At 72.1% G+C, this 20,330-nt stretch carries 18 protein-coding genes and 1 pseudogene; 11 read left to right on the top strand and 8 right to left on the bottom strand.

All coding sequences use genetic code 11. The features are described 5' to 3' along the window. Positions 1 to 73: 73 nt before the first annotated feature. Both KUM32_RS00180 and KUM32_RS00175 read left to right on the top strand, forming a co-directional pair. The gene (locus KUM32_RS00180; protein WP_043372042.1) at positions 74 to 412 is read left to right on the top strand and encodes a YnfA family protein; all 339 of its coding nucleotides are present in this window, start codon (positions 74 to 76) and stop codon (positions 410 to 412) included. A gap of 54 nt (positions 413 to 466) precedes the next feature. Continuing rightward, positions 467 to 1,246 carry an SDR family NAD(P)-dependent oxidoreductase gene (locus tag KUM32_RS00175; protein WP_217139645.1) on the top strand — a complete coding sequence of 260 codons (780 nt, stop codon included), beginning with the start codon at positions 467 to 469 and terminating at the stop codon, positions 1,244 to 1,246. 10 nt (positions 1,247 to 1,256) lie between these two features. Here the strand turns inward: KUM32_RS00175 and KUM32_RS00170 are convergent, their stop codons facing one another. Continuing rightward, positions 1,257 to 2,450, bottom strand: a complete 1,194-nt coding sequence (locus tag KUM32_RS00170) for an RtcB family protein (protein ID WP_217139644.1) — start codon at positions 2,448 to 2,450, stop codon at positions 1,257 to 1,259. 204 nt (positions 2,451 to 2,654) lie between these two features. Here KUM32_RS00170 and KUM32_RS00165 point away from each other — a divergent pair, with 204 nt between their 5' ends. The 3 genes from KUM32_RS00165 to KUM32_RS00155 all read left to right on the top strand — a co-directional run bounded on the left by KUM32_RS00165 (position 2,655) and on the right by KUM32_RS00155 (position 5,980). Further along, a complete protein-coding gene (locus KUM32_RS00165) occupies positions 2,655 to 3,581 on the top strand; it encodes a DUF3558 domain-containing protein (protein ID WP_217139643.1) in 927 nt (308 codons plus the stop codon). Positions 3,582 to 3,697: 116 nt separating this feature from the next. After that, positions 3,698 to 4,582 carry a DUF3558 family protein gene (locus KUM32_RS00160; RefSeq protein ID WP_217139642.1) on the top strand — a complete coding sequence of 295 codons (885 nt, stop codon included), beginning with the start codon at positions 3,698 to 3,700 and terminating at the stop codon, positions 4,580 to 4,582. Positions 4,583 to 4,672: 90 nt separating this feature from the next. Next, complete coding sequence (locus KUM32_RS00155) at positions 4,673 to 5,980, top strand: DUF2637 domain-containing protein (RefSeq protein WP_217139641.1); 1,308 nt, start codon at positions 4,673 to 4,675, stop codon at positions 5,978 to 5,980. Positions 5,981 to 6,052: 72 nt separating this feature from the next. On the opposite strand, the gene lysS is transcribed toward KUM32_RS00155, so the two are convergent. Next, positions 6,053 to 7,819: a lysine--tRNA ligase gene (gene lysS / locus KUM32_RS00150; protein ID WP_217139640.1), complete on the bottom strand. Its 1,767-nt coding sequence runs from the start codon at positions 7,817 to 7,819 to the stop codon at positions 6,053 to 6,055. 181 nt (positions 7,820 to 8,000) lie between these two features. Here lysS and argS point away from each other — a divergent pair, with 181 nt between their 5' ends. Next, positions 8,001 to 9,761 (top strand): arginine--tRNA ligase, encoded by a 1,761-nt coding sequence (gene argS / locus KUM32_RS00145; RefSeq protein ID WP_217139647.1) that lies wholly within the window; start codon positions 8,001 to 8,003, stop codon positions 9,759 to 9,761. 88 nt (positions 9,762 to 9,849) lie between these two features. On the opposite strand, the gene KUM32_RS00140 is transcribed toward argS, so the two are convergent. Then, positions 9,850 to 10,272 (bottom strand): peptidoglycan-binding protein, encoded by a 423-nt coding sequence (locus KUM32_RS00140; protein ID WP_217139639.1) that lies wholly within the window; start codon positions 10,270 to 10,272, stop codon positions 9,850 to 9,852. A gap of 301 nt (positions 10,273 to 10,573) precedes the next feature. Here KUM32_RS00140 and KUM32_RS00135 point away from each other — a divergent pair, with 301 nt between their 5' ends. After that, positions 10,574 to 11,389: a peptidoglycan-binding protein gene (locus tag KUM32_RS00135; protein WP_217139638.1), complete on the top strand. Its 816-nt coding sequence runs from the start codon at positions 10,574 to 10,576 to the stop codon at positions 11,387 to 11,389. Next, positions 11,386 to 12,246: a helix-turn-helix domain-containing protein gene (locus KUM32_RS00130; protein ID WP_217139637.1), complete on the top strand. Its 861-nt coding sequence runs from the start codon at positions 11,386 to 11,388 to the stop codon at positions 12,244 to 12,246. The genes KUM32_RS00135 and KUM32_RS00130 overlap by 4 nt, the downstream gene beginning before the upstream one ends. Here KUM32_RS00130 and KUM32_RS00125 read toward each other — a convergent pair. From KUM32_RS00125 to KUM32_RS00115, 3 genes are all read right to left on the bottom strand, one after another. Next, positions 12,235 to 13,110 carry an arylamine N-acetyltransferase gene (locus tag KUM32_RS00125; RefSeq protein WP_217139636.1) on the bottom strand — a complete coding sequence of 292 codons (876 nt, stop codon included), beginning with the start codon at positions 13,108 to 13,110 and terminating at the stop codon, positions 12,235 to 12,237. The genes KUM32_RS00130 and KUM32_RS00125 overlap by 12 nt on opposite strands. Positions 13,111 to 13,195: 85 nt before the next feature. Continuing rightward, positions 13,196 to 14,410, bottom strand: coding sequence for a PLP-dependent aminotransferase family protein (locus tag KUM32_RS00120; RefSeq protein ID WP_217139635.1), 1,215 nt, complete (start codon positions 14,408 to 14,410; stop codon positions 13,196 to 13,198). A 189-nt stretch (positions 14,411 to 14,599) separates the two neighbouring features. After that, complete coding sequence (locus tag KUM32_RS00115; RefSeq protein ID WP_217139634.1) at positions 14,600 to 16,054, bottom strand: helix-turn-helix transcriptional regulator; 1,455 nt, start codon at positions 16,052 to 16,054, stop codon at positions 14,600 to 14,602. Positions 16,055 to 16,264: 210 nt separating this feature from the next. Here KUM32_RS00115 and KUM32_RS00110 point away from each other — a divergent pair, with 210 nt between their 5' ends. After that, a complete protein-coding gene (locus KUM32_RS00110; RefSeq protein WP_217139633.1) occupies positions 16,265 to 17,032 on the top strand; it encodes a DUF4232 domain-containing protein in 768 nt (255 codons plus the stop codon). 43 nt (positions 17,033 to 17,075) lie between these two features. Here KUM32_RS00110 and hemB read toward each other — a convergent pair whose 3' ends face one another. Further along, positions 17,076 to 18,068 (bottom strand): porphobilinogen synthase, encoded by a 993-nt coding sequence (gene hemB / locus KUM32_RS00105; protein WP_217139632.1) that lies wholly within the window; start codon positions 18,066 to 18,068, stop codon positions 17,076 to 17,078. Positions 18,069 to 18,169: 101 nt separating this feature from the next. On the opposite strand from hemB, the gene KUM32_RS00100 reads away from it, so the two are divergent. Further along, positions 18,170 to 18,628: a MarR family winged helix-turn-helix transcriptional regulator gene (locus KUM32_RS00100; RefSeq protein WP_217139631.1), complete on the top strand. Its 459-nt coding sequence runs from the start codon at positions 18,170 to 18,172 to the stop codon at positions 18,626 to 18,628. Here the strand turns inward: KUM32_RS00100 and KUM32_RS00095 are convergent. Beyond that, positions 18,625 to 19,532, bottom strand: a pseudogene (locus KUM32_RS00095) (nitroreductase/quinone reductase family protein). The gene KUM32_RS00100 and the pseudogene KUM32_RS00095 overlap by 4 nt on opposite strands. 410 nt (positions 19,533 to 19,942) lie before the next feature. On the opposite strand from KUM32_RS00095, the gene KUM32_RS00090 reads away from it, so the two are divergent. Next, positions 19,943 to 20,155, top strand: coding sequence for a hypothetical protein (locus KUM32_RS00090; RefSeq protein ID WP_217139630.1), 213 nt, complete (start codon positions 19,943 to 19,945; stop codon positions 20,153 to 20,155). The last annotated feature ends 175 nt before the right edge of the window (positions 20,156 to 20,330 follow it).

Genomic DNA, 20,330 nt, shown 5'->3' with positions numbered 1-20,330 from the left:
CGCCCCCCCTGCCCGGTTCCGAACCCCGTCCCTCCTGCCCCGGCCCGCACCCCCACCGTGCGAAGCTGCCCGCATGCTCGTCCTGCGCTCCGCCGCCCTGTTCGTCGTCGCCGCCCTCTTCGAGATCGGCGGCGCCTGGCTGGTCTGGCAGGGCGTTCGCGAACAGCGCGGCTGGCTGTGGGCCACCGGCGGCGTCCTCGCCCTCGGCGCCTACGGCTTCGTCGCCACCTTCCAGCCCGACGCCCACTTCGGCCGCATCCTCGCCGCGTACGGCGGGATCTTCGTGGCCGGCTCGATCCTGTGGGGCGTGGTCGCCGACGGCTACCGCCCGGACCGCTGGGACATCACCGGTGCCCTGGTCTGCCTGGCCGGGATGGCCGTGATCATGTGGGCGCCGCGCAACGGCGGCTGACTACCCTGGGCGGCGACCGTCCGCACCGCCCTCAGCACGCATCAGGAGCAGCCCATGGCCACCGCAGCCGCCCCGTCCGCCGCCTCCAGGATCGCCGTCGTCACCGGTGCGAGCAGCGGCATCGGCGCCGCCACGGCCCGGCAGCTCGCCGCCGCGGGATACCGCGTCGTCCTCACCGCCCGCCGCAAGGACCGCATCGAGGCACTCGCCGAGGAGATCCAGGCGGCCGGGCACAAGGCGACGGCGTACCCCCTGGACGTCACCGACCGCGCGGCCGTCGACGAGTTCGCCACCGCCTTCAAGACGGTCGGCGTCCTCGTGAACAACGCGGGCGGCGCGCTCGGCGCCGACCCGGTGGCCACCGGCGACCCGGACGACTGGCGCCGCATGTACGAGACGAACGTCATCGGCACCCTCAACCTCACCCAGGCCCTGCTCCCCAAGCTGGAGGCGAGCGGCGACGGCACCGTCGTCGTCGTCTCCTCGACCGCCGGCTTCGCCACCTACGAGGGCGGCGCGGGCTACGTCGCCGCCAAGCACGGCGAGCACGTCCTCGCCGAGACCCTCCGCCTGGAGATCGTCGGCCGCCCGGTCCGCGTCGTCGAGATCGCCCCCGGCATGGTGAAGACCGACGAGTTCGCCCTGACCCGCTTCGGCGGCGACCAGGAGAAGGCGGCCAGGGTCTACCAGGGCGTCACCGACCCCCTCACCGCCGACGACGTCGCCGACACCATCACGTGGGCGGTCACCCGCCCCGCCCACGTCAACATCGACCTCATGATCGTGCGGCCCCGCGCCCAGGCGTCGAACACGAAGGTCCACCGGGAGGCGTAGGGCCGACGCGTCAGCCCTTCACGCAGACGACCTGCTTCAGCTTCGCCACGACCTCCACGAGGTCGCGCTGCTGGTCGATGACCTGGTCGATCGGCTTGTAGGCACCCGGGATCTCGTCCACGACGCCGGAGTCCTTGCGGCACTCCACGCCACGCGTCTGCTCCTCCAGGTCCTTGGTGGAGAAGCGGCGCTTGGCGGCGTTGCGGCTCATGCGCCGGCCGGCGCCGTGGGAGGCGGAGTTGAAGGACTTGTCGTTGCCGAGGCCCTTGACGATGTACGAGCCCGTGCCCATGGAGCCCGGGACGATCCCGTAGTCCCCGGATCCCGCGCGGATCGCGCCCTTGCGGGTCACCAGCAGGTCCATGCCGTCGTACCGCTCCTCCGCCACATAGTTGTGGTGGCAGGAGATCTCCCGCTCGAAGGCCGGCTTCGCCTTCTTGAACTCCTTGCGGATCACATCCCTGAAGAGGGACATCATCAGGGTGCGGTTGTACTTCGCGTACTCCTGGGCCCAGAACAGGTCATTGCGGTACGCCGCCATCTGCGGAGTGTCCGCGACGAACACGGCGAGGTCGCGGTCGACCAGCCCTTGGTTGTGCGGGAGCTTCTGGGCGACGCCGATGTGGTGCTCGGCCAGTTCCTTGCCGATGTTGCGGGAACCGGAGTGGAGCATGAGCCAGACCGCGTCGGACGTATCCACACAGAGCTCAACAAAGTGATTCCCGGCGCCAAGCGTACCCATCTGCTTGGCCGCCCGCTCCCGCCGGAACCTGACCGCCTCCGCCACCCCGTCGAACCGCCCCCAGAAGTCGTCCCACCCGGCGGTCGCCAACCCGTGGAAGCGGCCCGGATCGAGGGGGCTGTCGTGCATGCCCCGCCCCACCGGAATCGCCTGCTCGATCTTCGAGCGCAGCCGCGACAGGTCGCCCGGCAGGTCGTTCGCCGTCAGGGACGTCTTCACCGCAGACATCCCGCAGCCGATGTCCACGCCCACCGCCGCCGGGCACACCGCGCCCTGCATCGCGATCACGGACCCGACCGTCGCGCCCTTGCCGTAGTGCACGTCCGGCATCACGGCCAGGCCCTTGATCCACGGCAGGGTCGCGACGTTGCGCAGCTGCTGCAGGGCCACGTCCTCGACCGTCGCCGGGTCGGTCCACATCCGGATCGGCACCTTCGCGCCCGGCATCTCCACGTACGACATATCGCCCTCATTCCCCCGGAAAGCAAACAGAAGTCTCGAAGCGCAAAACCGGCGCCAAGGTCAACCAAAAGGACAACTGACCGGCGTTCACGGCAGCGCGTGCGATACACATTGTCTGCAGGGGGCGCCCCCGCGCGGCAAGCGAATAACCAGCGGGGACACTGGAGTACCGACCACAGCCACACCGGCGAGAGGAGCCGCACCGTGCAGCGGAAGGCCTACGTACCCGGCGTCGCCGCCCTCTTGGCGGCGTTGCTGGCCGGCTGCACCGGCGGCTCGGGCGACGGCGCCACGGCCGACGACTCCAACCCGGGGCGGCCGGGCGTCGCGGCCGAGGCGGCCCGGCCCGGCAAGTACCGCACCCTGCCGGAGCCGTGCAGCGCGGTCGGCGACAAGACGCTCGACTCCCTGCTGCCCGGCATCAAGGAGATCCCGGACGAGGAGCAGCGCGCGAAGGCGTACGCGGGCGAGGCGACGCTGGCGTACGACACCGACCGCAAGGTCGGCTGCCGCTGGAAGGTGGAGTCGGCGGAGGCCACCCATCACCTCTTCGCCGACTTCGAGCGGGTGGTGTCGTACGACAACACCGTGAGCGACGACAGCCAGGCCGAGCAGTTGTTCGCGGAGCGGGTGGAGGCCGCCGACCTGCCCGCGCCGGTCGTCCCGGACCCGGCGTCCGCGTCGTCGTCGGAGGCCGGGTCCCCGTCGGGTACACCGTCCTCGGGTACGCCGTCCTCGGGTACGCCGTCCTCGGGTACGCCGTCCTCGGGTACGCCGTCCTCGGGTACGGCGACCTCCGGGGCGAGCGGCACACCGTCCGCGCCGGCCTCCGGCTCCCCGTCGTCGGCCACTGCCTCGTCGAGTCCGTCCGCCGGTCTCACCCCCACCGACCTCCAGCCGCGGCTCCTGGACGATCTGGGCGACGAGGCGTTCGTGGACGACGAGCTGAGCAACTCCGGCTCCACGGCGAAGCGGCGCACGGTGACTGTGGTGTTCCGCACGTCGAACGTGGTGGTGACCATCGAGTACGCGGAGCAGCCGGCGACGCTCGGTGTCGAGCCCGACAGCAAGGAAATGCAGGACATGGCGCGGAAACTGGCCTCCCAGCTGGCGGATTCACTGAGCGGTTGAGCTCCGCCCGGTCTCCCCGCGCCCGCGCGTGCGGCGGGTGAAGGGGAGCCGCGCGGTTTTCCCACCGCGTACCGTGACCCCTCGGACCCGTTCCGACCGCAGGAACCACGAGTGCCATGAGTGAAGGAACCATGCAGCGACGAGCCCAGCGTGACAACTCGGATCAGCGAGCGAAGCGACTCCCCCGCGTTCTTGTCTGCGCGGCAGCCGTACCCGTGATGCTGGTGGCAGCCGGCTGCTCCTCGGACTCCGGAGACGGCAAGGACAAGGCCGCGGAGAAGAGCACCGCGTCGGCGTCCGCGAGCCCGTCCCCGACGGTGCGGCCGGCGGCGTACGGGAAGCTTCCGGAGCCGTGTGCGACGGTGACCAAGAAGACGCTGGAAGACCTGGTGCCGAAGGCCGAGTCCGGCAAGGAGAGCACCTCGAACGACACGGCGACGCGCGCCGGTTGCTCCTGGGACAGCCTCGACGACAACGGCGTGAAGGGCTCGCAGTTCCGCTGGCTGAGCGTGTCCATGCTGCGCTTCGAGTCGGACGTGACGCGCGGCGCGGGCGACAAGCAGGCGCGGGACCACTACATGAAGCAGCTCCAGGACGCCCAGACCGCCCAGGGCGCCAAGAGCGTCAAGACCACGCCGGTGAGCGGCACGGGTGACGAGGCGGCGGTCGTGAGCTACGACCTGAAGAAGAAGGAAGGCACCTTCAAGCAGCAGACGGTCGTGGCGCGCGTCGAGAACGTCGTCGTCACCCTCGACTACAACGGCGCGGGCCTGGCCGGCGACAAGACGCCGGACGCCGACGACCTGGTGAAGGACGCGCAGAAGGCGGCCAAGGAGGCGGTGGCCGCGGTGACGAAGGCCAACGGCGGTGCGACGAGCACCTCGCCGTCCAAGTCTGCGTCGGGCTCGGGTTCGGACCTGGGCTCGGGGTCCGGCTCGGACTCGGACGCCGACTCCTCGAAGTCGTCCAAGTCGCCCAAGTCGTCGTCGAAGACGAGCTGACGGGCCGTATCGCCCCACCGGCCACCCGTCCCCCCGCACACATGTGCCACCCTGTTGCGCGCAACAACAGGCACTGGGAGGGGAGTACGGGTGGCCGCGCCACTAGAGCTGACCCGGACGCATCGCGTTCTCATCGGCATGGTCGTCTTCGGTGCCGTCATCATCGCCGGGATCGGCTTCGCGGGTTCGTACGCGGCCGTCCGTGAGCTGGCCCTCAAGAAGGGCTTCGGCGACTTCAGTTACGTGTTCCCGATCGGCATCGACGCGGGCATCTGCGTACTGCTGGCCCTAGACCTGCTGCTGACCTGGATCCGCATCCCGTTCCCGCTGCTGCGCCAGACGGCGTGGCTGCTGACGGCGGCGACGATCGCGTTCAACGGTGCGGCGGCCTGGCCCGACCCGCTGGGGGTCGGCATGCACGGGGTGATCCCGGTCCTGTTCGTGGTGTCCGTCGAGGCCGCCCGGCACGCCATCGGCCGGATCGCCGACATCACCGCCGACAAGCACATGGAGGGCGTCCGCCTCACCCGCTGGCTGCTCTCCCCGGGGCCCACGTTCCTCCTGTGGCGCCGGATGAAGCTGTGGGAGCTGCGCTCCTACGAGCAGGTGATCAAGCTGGAGCAGGAGCGCCTGGTCTACCAGGCCCGCCTGCGCTCCCGCTTCGGCCGCGGCTGGCGCCGCAAGGCCCCGGTGGAGTCCCTGATGCCGCTGCGGCTGGCCCGCTACGGCGTCCCCCTCGCCCAGACGGCCCCGGCCGGCCTGGCCGCGGCGGGCATCGAGCCGGCGCTGCTGCCACCGGCGCCGCAGCCGCAGGACGAGGCGCCCGCCCCGTCGATGGCCCCCGCGGCGGGACCGGCGGCGGGGGCCGTCGACGGGGCGGACAAGCGTCCCGAGCTGGCCCCGGCCCGCGAGGCGGCCCCGCCCCCGCACGAGCCGGAGGCGGAGCCCGAGCCCGACGACCAGAGCCCCTGGTTCAACACCCCCCGCCAAGTCGCGTACCAGGGCGACTACGACCCCACGTACGACCCGGCCGAGCAGTACGCCCAGTGGTACGAGGAGCAGCAGCAGGCCGACGAGTACCGGAACCAGTACGAGGAGGAGCCGCCCGTCGAGGAGCCCTCCCCGGAGGAGACCGGCAGCTTCCCCATCCCGGTCGTCCCCGGGCGCACGCGCGAGCTGGGTGACGGCGGTGGCACGCCGGCCGCGGAGCCGGACGAGGAGGCGTACTACCAGGTCTTCCGGCAGTCGATCAACGACAGCTTCCCGACGCCGCGGGAGTTCGGCGAGAACATCGAGGCGACGTACGGCACGTCGCTCACGGACGCGGAGGCCAAGCGCATGGTGGTCCGCTTCTCCAACCGGTTCAACGCGGAGCTGGAGGAGAACCACATCGCCTGACCGGCGTGCGGTACGACGACGGGGGGGCGCCCGGTGAACACCGGGCGCCCCCCCGTCGTCGTACCGGGCCGTCTACTCCCCGAGCAGGGTCCGCACCCGCTCCTGTCCCACCGCGAGCAGCAGCGTGGGCAGGCGCGGACCGGTGTCGCGGCCGACGAGCAGGTGGTAGAGCAGCGCGAAGAACGACCGCTGGGCGGTCTTGATCTCCGGCGGCAGCTCCTTGGGCGTGGCGTCGGCGGGGAAGCCGGCCTGGACCTTGGGCACGCCGTAGACGAGGTGGGTGAGCCCGTCGAGCGACCAGTGGTCGGCGAGTCCGTCGAGCAGCAGCCGCAGGGACTGCCGGGACGGCTCGTCGAGGGACTTCAGCAGCTCGGCGTCGGGCTCCTCGCGCACGATGGTGCGCTGGTCGGCGGGGACGTGGGTGTTGATCCACGCCTCGGCCTTGTCGTAGCGCGGCCGGGCCTCGCCCAGGGAGCCCAGCGGGTTGGCCGGGTCGAGCTCGCTGAGGATGCGCAGGGCCTGGTCCTCGTGGCCGGCGGTGATGTCGGCGACGGAGGCGAGCGTGCGGTAGGGCAGCGGCCTGGGCGTCCGGGGCAGTTCCCCGGCGGCCGTGCGCACGGCGCGCGCGTGGGCGGCGGCGTCGGCGGGCAGCGCGCTGCCGTCGGCGACCTTGGCGTCGAGGCGGTCCCACTCGTCGTAGAGCCGCTGGATCTCCTGGTCGAAGGCGATCTTGAACGACTGGTTGGGCCGGCGGCGGGCGTAGAGCCAGCGCAGGAGCTGCGGCTCCATGATCTGCAGCGCGTCGGCCGGGGTGGGCACCCCGCCCTTCGACGAGGACATCTTCGCCATGCCGCTGATGCCGACGAAGGCGTACATCGGGCCGATCGGCTGCTTGCCGCCGAAGATCCCGACGATCTGCCCGCCGACCTGGAACGACGACCCGGGCGAGGAGTGGTCGACGCCGCTGGGCTCGAAGACGACGCCCTCGTACGCCCACCGCATCGGCCAGTCGACCTTCCAGACCAGCTTGCCGCGGTTGAACTCACTGAGCCGGACCGTCTCGGAGAAGCCGCACGCGGTGCAGGCGTACGTCAGCTCGGTCGAGTCGTCGTCGTACGCGGTGACCGTCGTCAGGTCCTTCTCGCAGTTGCCGCAGTACGGCTTGTACGGGAAGTACCCGGCGGAGCCGGAGCTGCCGTCGTCCTCGGCGGCGGCGCCGGAGCCCTCGGCGGCCTCCAGCTCGGCCTCGTCGACGGGCTTCTGCTGCTGCTTCTTCGCCGGGGCCGCCTTCTTGGTGCGGTACTGGGCGAGGATCGCGTCGATGTCCTGCCGATGCTTCATGGCGTGCAGGATCTGCTCGCGGTAGACGCCGGAGGTGTACTGCGCGGTCTGGCTGATCCCGTCGAACTCGACGCCCAGTTCGGCCAGCGACTCGATCATCGCGGCCTTGAAGTGCTCCGCCCAGTTCGGGTGGGCGGAGCCCTTGGGGGCCGGGACGGAGGTCAGCGGCTTGCCGATGTGCTCGGCCCAGGTCTCGTCGACACCGGGGACGCCCGCCGGCACCTTGCGGTACCGGTCGTAGTCGTCCCAGGAGATCAGGTGCCGGACCCGGTGGCCCCGGCGGCGGATCTCGTCGGCGACCAGGTGCGGGGTCATGACCTCGCGCAGGTTGCCCAGGTGGATGGGCCCGGAGGGGGAGAGGCCGGACGCGACGACGACCGGAGCGGTGGCGTCCGGTGTTTTCGCGCCCGAGGCACGACGCTCCGACTCGGCGATGACCTCGTCCGCGAAACGGGAGACCCAGTCGGTGGTCTCTGTGCTCTGAGCCACGATCGGCACGTCCTCTTTCCCTGGAGTTTCCTGGAGTTTCCTGGAGTACAGCTCGGGCGGCCGGTACGGTCGCACGGCTGACCGCTCCATTCTCCCAGCCCGGCCCGCATCCGCGAAAACCGCTTTTCACCGCGTGGGATACTCGGTTTCCGTAGTACTCCCGGAACCCGAGCAGAACGGCAGCCACTCCATGGCCTCGGTCACGTCCCTCAGCGACTCCGTCCAGCAGCACCTCGCGTCCGCCATCACGGCCACCCGGCCGGAGGCCGCCGGCGCGGACCCGCTGCTGCGACGAAGCGACCGGGCGGACTACCAGGCCAACGGCATCCTCGCCCTGGCCAAGAAGGCGAAGGCCAACCCGCGGGAGCTGGCGACCGAGGTCGTCGCGGGGATCACGACCGGCGACCTGATCAAGGACGTCGAGGTCTCCGGGCCCGGCTTCCTGAACATCACCGTCAGCGATCACGCGATTACGCGGAACCTCGCCGCGCGGCTCGCGGACGGTGAGCGCCTCGGCGTGCCGCTGAAGGAGGACGCGGGCATCACGGTCGTCGACTACGCCCAGCCGAACGTGGCGAAGGAGATGCACGTCGGCCACCTGCGGTCGGCGGTCATCGGCGACGCCCTGCGCTCCATGCTCGACTTCACCGGCGAGAAGACGATCGGCCGGCACCACATCGGCGACTGGGGCACCCAGTTCGGCATGCTCATCCAGTACCTGTTCGAGCACCCGGGCGAGCTTGCCCCGGCCGATGAGGTCGACGGCGAGCAGGCCATGTCGAACCTGAACCGGGTGTACAAGGCGTCGCGTGCGCTCTTCGACGCGGACGAGGAGTTCAAGGAGCGGGCCCGGGGGCGGGTCGTCGCCCTCCAGTCCGGTGACAAGGAGACGCTCGAGCTGTGGCAGCAGTTCGTGGACGAGTCGAAGGTCTACTTCTACTCAGTCTTCGAGAAGCTCGACATGGAGATCCGCGACGAGGAGATCGTCGGCGAGTCCGCGTACAACGAGGGGATGCCCGAGACCGCCCGCCTCCTGGAGGAGATGGGCGTCGCGGTGCGCTCCGAGGGCGCGCTCGTGGTGTTCTTCGACGAGATCCGCGGCAAGGACGACCAGCCGGTCCCGCTGATCGTGCAGAAGGCCGACGGCGGCTTCGGCTACGCGGCCTCCGACCTGACCGCGATCCGCAACCGCGTCCTCGACCTGCACGCGACCACGCTGCTGTACGTCGTCGACGTACGCCAGTCGCTGCACTTCAGGATGGTCTTCGAGACGGCCCGCCGGGCCGGCTGGCTGAACGACGACGTCACCGCGCACAACATGGGCTACGGCACCGTGCTCGGCGCCGACGGCAAGCCCTTCAAGACGCGTGCGGGCGAGACCGTGCGCCTGGAGGACCTGCTGGACGAGGCGGTGCAGCGGGCGGCCGAGGTCGTACGGGAGAAGGCACGGGACCTCACCGAGGACGAGATCCAGGAGCGGGCCGCGCAGGTCGGCATCGGGGCCGTGAAGTACGCGGACCTGTCGACGTCGCCGAACCGGGACTACAAGTTCGACCTGGACCAGATGGTCTCGCTCAACGGCGACACCAGTGTGTACCTCCAGTACGCCTACGCCCGTATCCAGTCCATCCTCCGCAAGGCCGGCGAGGTCCGCCCCGCGGCCCATCCGGAGCTGGAGCTGCACGAGGCGGAGCGCGCGCTGGGACTGCACCTGGACGCGTTCGGGGACACGGTCTTCGAAGCGGCCGCGGAGTACGCCCCGCACAAGCTGGCCGCGTACCTGTACCAACTGGCTTCGCTGTTCACGTCGTTCTACGACAAGTGCCCGGTGATCAAGCCGCAGCCGCCGCAGGACGTGGCGGAGAACCGCCTGTTCCTGTGCGACCTCACCGCCCGCACCCTGCACCGGGGCATGGCCCTGCTGGGCATCAGGACGCCCGAGCGGCTCTGACCCCCTGCGCGTCCGGGCACGGCACGCGGCCCGTCCTCTCCCCCGGAGTGAGGACGGGCCGCGGTGCGTTCACCAGCCGGCCGGCGGTCTACCAGACCTTGCGGAGGTAGGGCCAGGACTTCGGACCGGGCAGGCCGTCCACGTCGAGGACCTTGCGTCCGTAGGCCGAGTTCACGTCCTTCTGGAACTCACGCATCGCGGCCTTGGAGTTGCCGCCGAAGATGCCGTCCACCGTGCCGGTCGGGTACCCCATGCCCTTGAGGATGCACTGGGCCTCGATGCCCGCCTTGGTGACCGTGCTGGACGCCGGGACGGCCGTGTTGCCGCTGTAGTGGCCGGCCTGCTTCTTTCCGCTGACGACCTTCACGTTGCAGGAGTAGGCCTGCGCGGAGACCGCCGTGTCGGTGGCCTGCTCGGCGGCCACGGCCGTGGCCGGGACGGCGAGGACGGTGCCGAGGGCCGCCGTGGCCACCGCCAGCGAGATGCGCTTGCGCGTCGCGTTCATGGGCATCGGGTTCTTCCCTTCCGATGGGCTGCTCCGACCGCTGCGGTCGGTTCGCCGACGACGATGCCGGGGCGAACGCGACGGCCGCCACAGGTGCCGGGGAAGTGACGTATGCACGGGACGTCCCACCCGCTGACCTGCGGGGACGCCGCCCGCCGAGTCGGTGCCGCGGGACGGGTGGCGGAGGGTTGGCCGATACCGTACGGGTGAGTGAACCGCCGTCCGGTGTGCGCGGTGGTCGCTGTTGCAGAATGATGCCGGGGAAACGGGGACCTGGCCCAGCGAGCCCGGACGCGAGTGGGGGAACATGTCGCGTTGGAAAGAGCTGCCCGCAGAACTTGATCCGCGCGTCCACCAGTTGGTGGTGCGATTACGGCACCTGAAGGACCACACCGGACTGAGCACGCGGCAACTGGCCGCGAAGACGGGGTACAGCGCGAAGTCGTGGGAGCGGTATCTCGGCGGCCGGTCGCTGCCGCCCCGGGAGGCCGTCGAGGCGATGGCCCGGGTCACCGGTGCCGAGCCGGCCCGGCTGCTGGCACTGCACGAGGTCGCCGCCGAGCGCTGGGCGCGGACACGCGGCGCCGTGCCCGCCGAGCCGGAGACCACGGTGGCCGAGCCCGCGCCCGGGAGCGAGAAGACCCGGCGGCGTCCGACGCGCTTCGCCCTCGTGACGGCCGCGGTCGCCCTGGTACTGGCCGTCTCCGCGAGCATCCTGCTCGCCGTGCGGTTCACCGGCGCCCCCGGCTCCGACGAGGGCGACCACGGCCCCGGCCACAGCGGCGGTCCCGCCGCGACCGCCGCGCACGCCCCGGCCACCACGGCGGCGTCCCGCTCGCCGGTCACCTACACGTGCCGGATGAAGCAGGTCGACGGCCGCTGGTACGCGGGCAACAGCCGGACGCAGGACGCCATCCTGTCGGACGGCCACGCCGGGCCGGAGGTGGCCGAGGCGCAGTGCCTGTTGCGCCGTGCGGGCATCTCGCCGGGCGAGGTGGACGGGATCTTCGGCCCGCTGACGCAGCGCGCGGTCAAGCGGATCCAGACGCGGGACGGGCTGGTCGTGGACGGCATCATCGGCCCGCACACCTGGAGGTCCCTGCGGGAGACGGCGCCGACGTGACGCCGGAACGCACCCGGCTGACCACGGCACTGCGGGAGTTGCGGACGCGCACGGGTCTGAGCCTGGCGGCGCTGGCGGAGCGCACGGCGTACAGCAAGTCGTCCTGGGAGCGCTACCTCAACGGCAAGACCATGCCGCCGCGCCAGGCCGTGCAGGACCTGTGCCGGCTCGCCGGGGAGCCGGACGGGCGGCTGCTGGCGCTGTGGGAGATCGCGGAGTCGGAGTGGAGCGGGCGCGCGGCCCGGCCCGCCGCCGCACCTGCCGAAGCGGGTCCACCGCGGCCGTCGCCGCCCGGGGACCTCGCGCGGCAGGACGGGCGGGCGCGGTCGTCCGCCGGCAGGGGGAGGCTGGCCGCGGTGGTCGTGTCGGTGTGTGCGCTCACCGTCGGCGGCGTCGCCTCGGCGCTCCTCCTGCTGCCGCACGGGCAGGGCGGGCAGGAACCACCGTCGTCCGCGCCGTCCGCCCCCGGACCCCGCTGCCGCGGCGCCGCCTGCGAGGGCAAGGACCCGATGCACATGGTCTGCGGGGCCGGCCCGGACACCCTCGCCACGCACCGCACCACGACCGGCGCCCGGGTGGAGGTGCGCTACAACGACCAGTGCCGCGCGGGCTGGGCCCGGATGTGGGGCACGCGCGTCGGCGACCGGCTGGAGATGGCGGCGGGCGGCCCGACCCGCCGCGCGGAGGTCGCGGACGAGGTCGACGCGGAGTCCTACGTGTACACCGACATGACCGCGACCCGCCCCGGGGCCGTCGTAAGGGCCTGCTTCCGGCCGGCGGCGGCCGACGGGGAACGGGAGTGTGTCGACGCCCGCGTGCGCCCGGCCGCCACGCCCCGGCCGCCCTCACCCCAGTAGCGTCAGGCCCTCGGGCACGTCGATGCCGAACTCCGCCGCCAGCAGCCGGCGGGCCTCCGCCTCGTCCGTCGCCTTCCGCTCGGTGACCGTGCCGTCGGCGCGCGTCGAGGTGAGGCGGTCACCGTCGAGCAGGAGGTGCCCGTCCGCGGTGAGACGCTGGACGTACGGGCGGCGGGAGAACGGGGAGCGCGGGTTCGTGGCGATGTGCCAGTTGATGACCTCGTAGTCGGGCTGCTCGAACGGTTCCAGGGTGAAGGCGTACTGCGCCACCCAGCCGCCCGCCGTGGACCCCGTGGTCTCCATGGTCTCTGCCCGGGGATCGTGCGCCTCCAGCACCCACATCTCCAGCGGCCCCCCGTGCGGTACGTGCACCAGCCGGTGCCGGCGTGAGGCGTCGTGGAACTCCGTGTCCGCCGTCAGCGGCACCGGCTCCAGCAGGGAGCCGACGGCTCCGAAACCGACGTCGGCCAGGTACGGCCGCGGGTCGCCGGGGATCTCGACCTGGAGGGCCATGTGCGTACGCGGGCGGTCCTCGAAGCGGTCCGCGCCCAGGACGACCCGCGCGTTCAGCCGGGTCACCCGGTAGCCCAGCGCTTCCAGGGCCGCCGCGAACAGGGTGTTGTGCTCGTAGCAGTAACCGCCGCGCCGACGGCCGTGGACCAGCTTGGCCATCAGGTCGGCGAGGTCGAGGGAGGGCGCCGTGCCCCCGAGGGCGTCGAGGTTCTCGAACGGAATGGCCCTCAGATGGGCGAGGTGCACACCCTTCAGCGTGGCCGCGTCGGGCCGCCGCTCCCCCTGCCAGCCGATCCGGTCGAGGTAGGCGTCGAGGTCGAAGGGCGTCGTCGTCCGTGCGCTGTCAGACATGACCTCACCGTATGTGAGGGGTGCGACGCCCTGCCCTCGGCCTTTGGTCCTACGCCGGGACCTACGCCGGTACCTACGCCGGGTCCTACACCTCCCGCAGCGCCTCCCTCAGCCTCCGCAGCCCCTCCGCGATCTCGTCCGGCGTCTGCGTGACGAAGCACAGCCGCAGGGTGGCCCGGTCGGGCGCACCGGCGTGGAAGGGAGCGCCGGGGACGTACGCCACGTCGTGCCGGACCACCTCGGGGAGCAGGGCCGTGGTGTCGTACCGCTCCGGCAGACGCGCCCACAGGAACATGCCGCCCTCCGGACGGGTCCAGCTCGACCCCGTCGGCAGGGCGTCCGGCAGGCCCGCGAGCATGGCGTCCCGGCGTGCGCCGTAGGCGGCGGCGACGCGCGCGACGTGGGCGTCCAGGTCCCGGGCGGCCAGGTACCGGGCGGCGGCGAGCTGGTTGACGGTCGGGGTGTGCAGGTCGGCGGCCTGCTTGGCCACCGCGCAGGCCCGGCGCAGCGCGGCGGGCGCCCGCAGCCAGCCGAGGCGCAGACCGGGTGCCATGACCTTGGAGAAGGAGCCGAGCAGCACGGTGCGGTCCCGGGCGCCGTCGTAGGTGGCGATCCACGGCACCCGCTCGCCCTCGAAACGCAGCTCCCCGTACGGGTCGTCCTCGACGATCCACAGCCCGCGCCGTCCGGCGACCTCGGCCACGGCGGCGCGGCGGGCGGCGGACATGGTGCGCCCGGTCGGGTTCTGGAAGGTGGGGACGGTGTAGAGCAGCTTGGGGCGCTCACGCACCACCAGTTCCTCCAGCGCCTGCGGGTCCATCCCGTGTTCGTCACCGGGGACGGCGACGACCCGGGCGCCCGCGAAGCCGAAGGCCTGGAGGGCGGCCAGGTAGCAGGGGCTCTCGACGAGGACGGTGTCACCGGGTTCGAGCAGCACGGTGGAGAGCAGGGACAGGGCCTGCTGCGAGCCGGTGGTGACGAGGAGGTCCTCGGGGTCGGTGGCCAGTCCGCGCACCGAGGTGCGCGCGGCGAGCGCCGCCCGCAGGACGGGTTCGCCCTCGGTGGTGGAGTACTGGAGCGCCTGCGCGGGCGCCTCGGTGAGAACGGCCCGGTAGGCGTCGGCGATGCCCTCCGCGTCGAACAGCTCCGGGGCCGGCAGCCCGCCCGCGAAGTTGATCACCTCGGGGCGGGCGGTGACGGCGAGGATGTCCCGTACGGGCGAACCGCCGGTCGACCGGGCCCGCGCGGCGAGCGGGGGCAGGGGCGCGAGGTCGGCGGACACGGTCTCAGTCAGGGTCATGCGCGCAGCCTAGGGACGTACGTGCCCTCTACAGGCAGGTTTCCGCGATGCGGACACGCGGGTGAACGCCGGTGCCCGGCCGCGCCCGCGGAAGACGTCGTGGAAGCGGGCCGGCTGCCCGGCGCCCCGGCCGGCCTGGTGGTGCCCGGCGTCGGCGCCCGGTGACCGGGCCCGCGCGCCGACGCCGCCTCAGTCGTTGCTCTCGACCCGCTCCCAGGCGTTGCTGCCGAGGGGATAAGCGTAGGGGGAGGTGTCCTTCGACGCGCTGGTGCGGAACGGCTTGCCGTGGTCGTCGACGCGCATGACGCCCTGCCGGCCGCCGCTGGACCACTCCAGCTCCAGGTACCAGCTGACGTCGTGGCCGCTGGTGTGCGCCTTGACGTGGAACACCTCGGGGTCGGACTCGGTGACGCTGTACGGGAAGTCCCGCTGCCCCGCCACCGGCATCGCCAGCGGGTTGCCCAGGTCGAGCGGGACGTCGAAGGACGCGGTGTCCACCCCGCCACCGCAGCCGTTGCCCATCACGTACTGGTTCCAGTCCAGCGCCGGCCCGCGGCTCACCACGCGGACGTGCAGGTCCTTGATGACCACGGTCTCCTCGCCGGTGCCCTGCACGGTGAGGAAGACCGTCTGCCGGTTGGCGGAGACCGCGCCGTAGGCGGTGGCCCAGCCGACCACGTCCTGCTGCGGGGGCGGGGGCAGCACGTTCTGCGGACTGCGGTCGACCAGGAAGGCGTGTTCGCAGGGAACCTCCCAGTAGTACGGGGTGGTCGTCACGGTGAGCGCGGGACCACTGGCGGGGGCGCGATGGCTCGGCTTGGCGGTGCTCCGACGCGTCAGGGGCGCGGAGGCGGAGGCGGAGGCGGAGGCTGACGTGGTCGGGGAGGCGGACGACGGCGAAGGAGAGGCGCTCGCACTCGGGGATGCCGACCGCGTGGCGGTGCCGGAGACCGACGTGGAGGGGGACGCTGCCGCCCCGACGGCCCCGGCCGGACCGCGCTGTCCGTCGTCGCCCGTGCCCGTCCCCGTCACGAGATTCGCCACGAGCGCCACGGCGGCGCTGACGGCGACGACACCCGTCGCGGCGTACCACGCGGCACGTGGCATCCGGCGCCGCGGTGCCTCCGATGCGCCCGCCGCCACCGATGCGTTCGACACCTCGGGTACGTCCGGTACACCCGATACGCCCGGTATGTCCGGCACGTCGGGTACTTCCGGCGCCTCCGGTGCCTGCGCCCCCGGTGCCTGCGCCGCCGATGGCGCGTCCTCCGCCGCGACGGCGACCGTGGCCACGTCGGCGGCCTCGGGCGCGGCGGCAGTCTCCCCCGCCTCCGCCTTGCCCTCTGCCTTCTCCTCTGCCTTGCCCTCCGCCTTCTCCTCCGCCTTCTCCTCCGCCTTCTTCACGCCGCGCAGCGCGTCCGCGCGGATCCAGCGGCGATGGAGTTCGAGCAGTTCCTCGGGCGTGGCCCGGCACACCCGGGCGAGGCGTTCGACGGGCGCGAACTCGACGGGCACGACCTCCCCGCTGACGTACCGGTGGAGTGTCGACGCACTCATGTGCAGCCGCTTGCCCAATGCCCCGTAGCTAAGACCGGACCGCTCCTTCAACTCACGCAGCAGTCCCGCGAAGTCGTCCCCCACCACCCGATTCTCCCTCTTCCCGTGTCCCCGCACCGCGTCCCAGCGGGACACCGTTTCTCCAGGTCAGAGCCATCCCCCCGTCCCATTGTCCCGCATCCCCCGGCACTGCTGGCCACAGGGACGACTCCGGCCCCAAGCTGAGGTCATCCAAGCAGCCGCTCCCGGCCGACAGTCGAGCGGCTCACCCGAACTCCCCCTTGCAGGAGCCCAGTCATGTCCGCACGCACCACCCGCACCCGCCTGTTCGCCGCCGCCACGGTCGCGCTGGCCGCACTCGCCCTGACGGCCTGCGAGGACGACTCGCTCACGGGCGCCGAGGGCGGCCCGGCCTCCTCCACGACGGTCGCGGGCCAGTCCACCCCACCCGCCGGCGCCTCCGCCTCCACGGGCGGCGACACGGGCACGCCCGGCGCGACGGGAACGGGCACGGGCTCGTCCGGCTCCACCGGTTCCTCCGGCTCTGCCGCTTCCTCCGGCTCCAGCGGCAAGGGCGGCTCCTCCTCCGGCTCCGCCGGCTCGACCGGTAGCGGCGGCGCCGGCGCCCAGGACGGCGGCGCCGGGTCGGACTCCACCAAGCCGGGCATGTGCTCCGCGTCGGACGTGAAGATCACCGCGCAGAAGGTGGCCCGCCCGATCAACCACCTGCTGCTGACCGCCACCAACACCGGCTCGAAGACGTGCATGCTCCCGCCGTACCCGGCGGCGCGCTTCGGCGAGGCACAGTCGGTGCCGCCGGTCGCGGAGGCCACCAAGCCGCAGTCACTGACCGGGGTCGAGCCCGGCAAGTCCGGCTACGCCGGGGTACTGCTGTCGGCCGGCGACGGCAGCGGCGAGAACGGCTACGAGACGAACACCCTCACCATCCCCTTCGAGGACGGCTCCGTCGCCACGGTCGGCCTGCCCTCCGGCGGCGTGTACGTCGACACCGCGCTGACGGTCACCTACTGGCAGACCAGCATCGACGGGGCCCTCTCGCACTGAAGGGGTGCCCGTACCCCCTGCGCGAAGCACCGGGCGAGGTCACTCAGCGCAGCGTGCGAGCGACCTCGGTGGCCCAGTAGGTCAGGATGTTGCGCGCACCGGCCCGCTTGATGCCGGTGAGCGACTCCAGGATGGCCCGGTCACGGTCGATCCAGCCCTTCTCGGCGGCGGCCTCGATCATCGAGTACTCGCCGGAGATCTGGTAGGCGGCGACGGGCACGTCCGCGGTGTCGGCGACCTTGGCCAGGACGTCGAGGTAGGGACCGGCCGGCTTGACCATCACCATGTCGGCGCCCTCCTCCAGGTCGAGGGCCAGCTCCCGCATCGCGTCCCGCACGTTGGCGGTGTCCTGCTGGTAGGTCTTGCGGTCACCCTTCAGCGAGGACCCGACGGCCTCCCGGAACGGCCCGTAGAAGGCGGACGCGTACTTGACGGTGTAGGCGAGGACGGCGACGTCCTCCCGCCCGATCTGGTCCAGCGCGTCGCGGACGACCCCGATCTGCCCGTCCATCATCCCGCTGGGCCCGACCACATGGGCGCCGGCGTCGGCCTGGACCTGCGCCATCTCGGCGTACCGCTCGAGCGTGGCGTCGTTGTCCACCCGCCCCTGAGCGTCGAGCACACCGCAGTGCCCGTGGTCGGTGAACTCGTCGAGGCACAGGTCGGACATGACGAGCAGCTCGTCCCCGACCTCGGCCCGCACGTCCCGCAGGGCGACCTGCAGAATCCCGTCCGGGTCGGTCCCGGCGGTGCCGAGGGCGTCCTTCTTGGCCTCCTCCGGCACGCCGAACAGCATGATCCCGGAGATCCCCGCCTCGACCGCCTCCGCGGCGGCCTTCTTCAGGGTGTCCCGGGTGTGCTGCACGACGCCGGGCATCGCCTCGATCGGCACCGGCTCGCTCACGCCCTCGCGCACGAAGGCGGGGAGGATGAAGTCGGCGGGGTGCAACCGGGTCTCGGCGACCATCCGACGCATGACAGGGGTGCTCCGCAGCCGCCGGGGCCGGGTGCCGGGAAAGGAACCGTACGTCGACATACCACCTACGCTACGCCCGCCCCGCCCGTGCCTTTGCCGACGGAGAGTCGGTCCGGACGCCCATTGACCTCGACCAGACTTCAGCTTCTACGGTCAGCGCCATGGAGTACTCACACACGGACACCGAACTGATCCAGCAGCCCATCGGCTACTGGAGCTGGGCCGCCTACAAGGCCGTCGTCACCCGCACCCGGGCGGCCCTCGCCGAGATCGGCACGACCCAGCCCCAGTGGTGGACCCTGGCCCAGGTCGCCCGCGCGGACACCCCGAAGACCCGTGACGAGGTCTCCCGCATCCTGCGGAACTACCTCGACACGGGCCCGCAGGCGATGGAGGCGGAGATCGACGCGACCATCACCGCCGGCTGGATCACCGAGCACCCCGACGGCCGGCTGACCCTCACCCCCGAGGGCCGCGCCTTCTACGAGAAGGCGGCAGCCCTCCAGTCCGACCTGTGGACGCAGCGCCACGCCGGCATCTCCGACGAGGAGTACCTGACCACCCTGAAGGTGCTCCAGCGCTTCATCCACAACACGGGCGGCGAGGCCTGGCACCACTAGGGCGCGGCAGTGGGCCCGACCGGCGGCCACGGCACGTCGGCCAGCAACGGGAGCAGGGCCTCCTCCTCGTAGTCCAAGTGGGCGTTCAGCTGTGCGGACATCTCCTCGAGGTCCGTCCGGAAGCGCGACGGATCGGCAATGGCGATACCAGCCAACAGCATCGCCACATCGTCCTGGAGACGGGCGACCGTACGGTGTTCGTCGGCGAGCCGGTCGAAGACGCCCGCCAGGTGGGGGTGGTGCCGGGCGATTTCGGGGAACAGGTGCCCGTCCTCGCTGACGTGGTGGAACTCCAGCGCCTGGCAGAACGCCAGGCAGCGCTGCCGGATCTGCAACCCGAGCCCCGGCGGCGCACCGGCACCCCGGGACGCGAAGTGCGCGTCGGTCTCGGCCCGTACCTGCCGCAACTGCCCCCGCAGCCAGGTGTGGACCTCCAGGAGCTTGTCGGCGAGGGTGCGGACCTCGCCCGGCCCCTCCCACCCCTCGGGCTCCGCCCGTTCCAGCACCACGACCGGCAGAAGCCTGCTGGTCGCGGCCTGGTAGTCGCCGTAACCGGGCGCCGCCCGCACGACGAGCGCGAACAACTCCTCACGCCGCGCCCCCTCGACGGGCACGGCGAGGGCCTCGAAGGACCGGGTGCCGACCTCCACCCGGACCACGGGGTGGGCGAGCAGGTTGTGGTACCAGCCGGGGTGGCGCGGCCCACCCAGGTTGGACCCCACGACCAGGAGGGCGTCCCCGTGGCGGACGTAACCGAGCGGGGTGGTCCGCCGGGCTCCCGACCTGGCGCCGGTGGTCGTCAGCAGGAGCAGGTCACTCCCCTCGAAGGGACCGCCGACCTTCCCTCCGTTGGCGCGGACTCGTCGATGACGGACTGCTGGAAAGACTGGACAGACGTGGGCATACGGTGCGTTGTCTCCAAGGCGGCGGGCCGCGACGCGCGGCACGGTGCCGGAAAAGGGTGAAGGGAGAAGAGGATCGACGACGTGCGGACGCGCTACGTCGTGTCAGGGCGCGGAGTGGGAACTCATCACGTACCCCTTGGGTGAAGGGCGCTCGCCCGATCGCCGGCCGGCCCACTGCTCTTTGACCGGCGCCACGCGGCACCGTCCCCATTACACGCACCCGCCGATCACCTGTCAACGCCCGTGGACCGGCCCCGGGCTCAGGCCGCGCGGGCGACCCCGCCGGCACCCTCGGGGGCCGCCCGGCAGTCACGGCAACGGCCGGGGTGAGCGGCCCGAAAGACCCGTTCACAGCCGTCGCAGGTCTGGAAGGGGTCGGGCCGACTCCAAGGGGGCTGCGGCACACTCGATGTCGCGGCGGTTCCTGACCATCGTCCCCCTCGACGCCGAGGCGGTGACACAGGGACTACGGCTGGCGGAGGACGGTTACGGCTGGTCCGCGTCGCAGGCGATCCATGCCGCACGCCCCACGCGGGAGCAGCCCGAGGGTCGCGTCGTGCTGACCCTCACTCCGGAGCTGTACAAGGACGCGGGCGTGATCGCCCTCCGCCCTGACGCCTGACCCGCGGCCCGGCTGAGATTCCCCGCCGCCGCACCCTCGCCGCGCGCCCGCGCACGCGATCGGAGCGTTTGTCCCGGCCCCGACGACCGCCCCTCCACCCTGCCGGAGCCCGGCGTGGCACAAACGCCCCCACCACCAAAAAAGCGGGGGCGCCCCCAAGGAGCGCCCCCGCCTC

Source organism: Streptomyces sp. AC627_RSS907 (genome assembly GCF_019049165.1).
Note: the sequence above shows the minus strand (reverse complement) of the source record. Positions and strands in the feature narration are given on the sequence as shown.

Bases quoted from the DNA above. Each gene is read 5' to 3' on its own strand.
- KUM32_RS00180 (WP_043372042.1), top strand. From the start codon at position 74: ATGCTCGTCCTGCGCTCCGCCGCCCTGTTCGTCGTCGCCGCCCTCTTC.
- KUM32_RS00175 (WP_217139645.1), top strand. From the start codon at position 467: ATGGCCACCGCAGCCGCCCCGTCCGCCGCCTCCAGGATCGCCGTCGTC.
- KUM32_RS00170 (WP_217139644.1), bottom strand. From the start codon at position 2,450: ATGTCGTACGTGGAGATGCCGGGCGCGAAGGTGCCGATCCGGATGTGG.
- KUM32_RS00160 (WP_217139642.1), top strand. From the start codon at position 3,698: ATGAGTGAAGGAACCATGCAGCGACGAGCCCAGCGTGACAACTCGGAT.
- argS (WP_217139647.1), top strand. From the start codon at position 8,001: ATGGCCTCGGTCACGTCCCTCAGCGACTCCGTCCAGCAGCACCTCGCG.
- KUM32_RS00140 (WP_217139639.1), bottom strand. From the start codon at position 10,272: ATGCCCATGAACGCGACGCGCAAGCGCATCTCGCTGGCGGTGGCCACG.
- KUM32_RS00135 (WP_217139638.1), top strand. From the start codon at position 10,574: ATGTCGCGTTGGAAAGAGCTGCCCGCAGAACTTGATCCGCGCGTCCAC.
- KUM32_RS00125 (WP_217139636.1), bottom strand. From the start codon at position 13,110: ATGTCTGACAGCGCACGGACGACGACGCCCTTCGACCTCGACGCCTAC.
- KUM32_RS00120 (WP_217139635.1), bottom strand. From the start codon at position 14,410: ATGACCCTGACTGAGACCGTGTCCGCCGACCTCGCGCCCCTGCCCCCG.
- KUM32_RS00110 (WP_217139633.1), top strand. From the start codon at position 16,265: ATGTCCGCACGCACCACCCGCACCCGCCTGTTCGCCGCCGCCACGGTC.
- hemB (WP_217139632.1), bottom strand. From the start codon at position 18,068: ATGTCGACGTACGGTTCCTTTCCCGGCACCCGGCCCCGGCGGCTGCGG.
- KUM32_RS00100 (WP_217139631.1), top strand. From the start codon at position 18,170: ATGGAGTACTCACACACGGACACCGAACTGATCCAGCAGCCCATCGGC.
- KUM32_RS00090 (WP_217139630.1), top strand. From the start codon at position 19,943: ATGTCGCGGCGGTTCCTGACCATCGTCCCCCTCGACGCCGAGGCGGTG.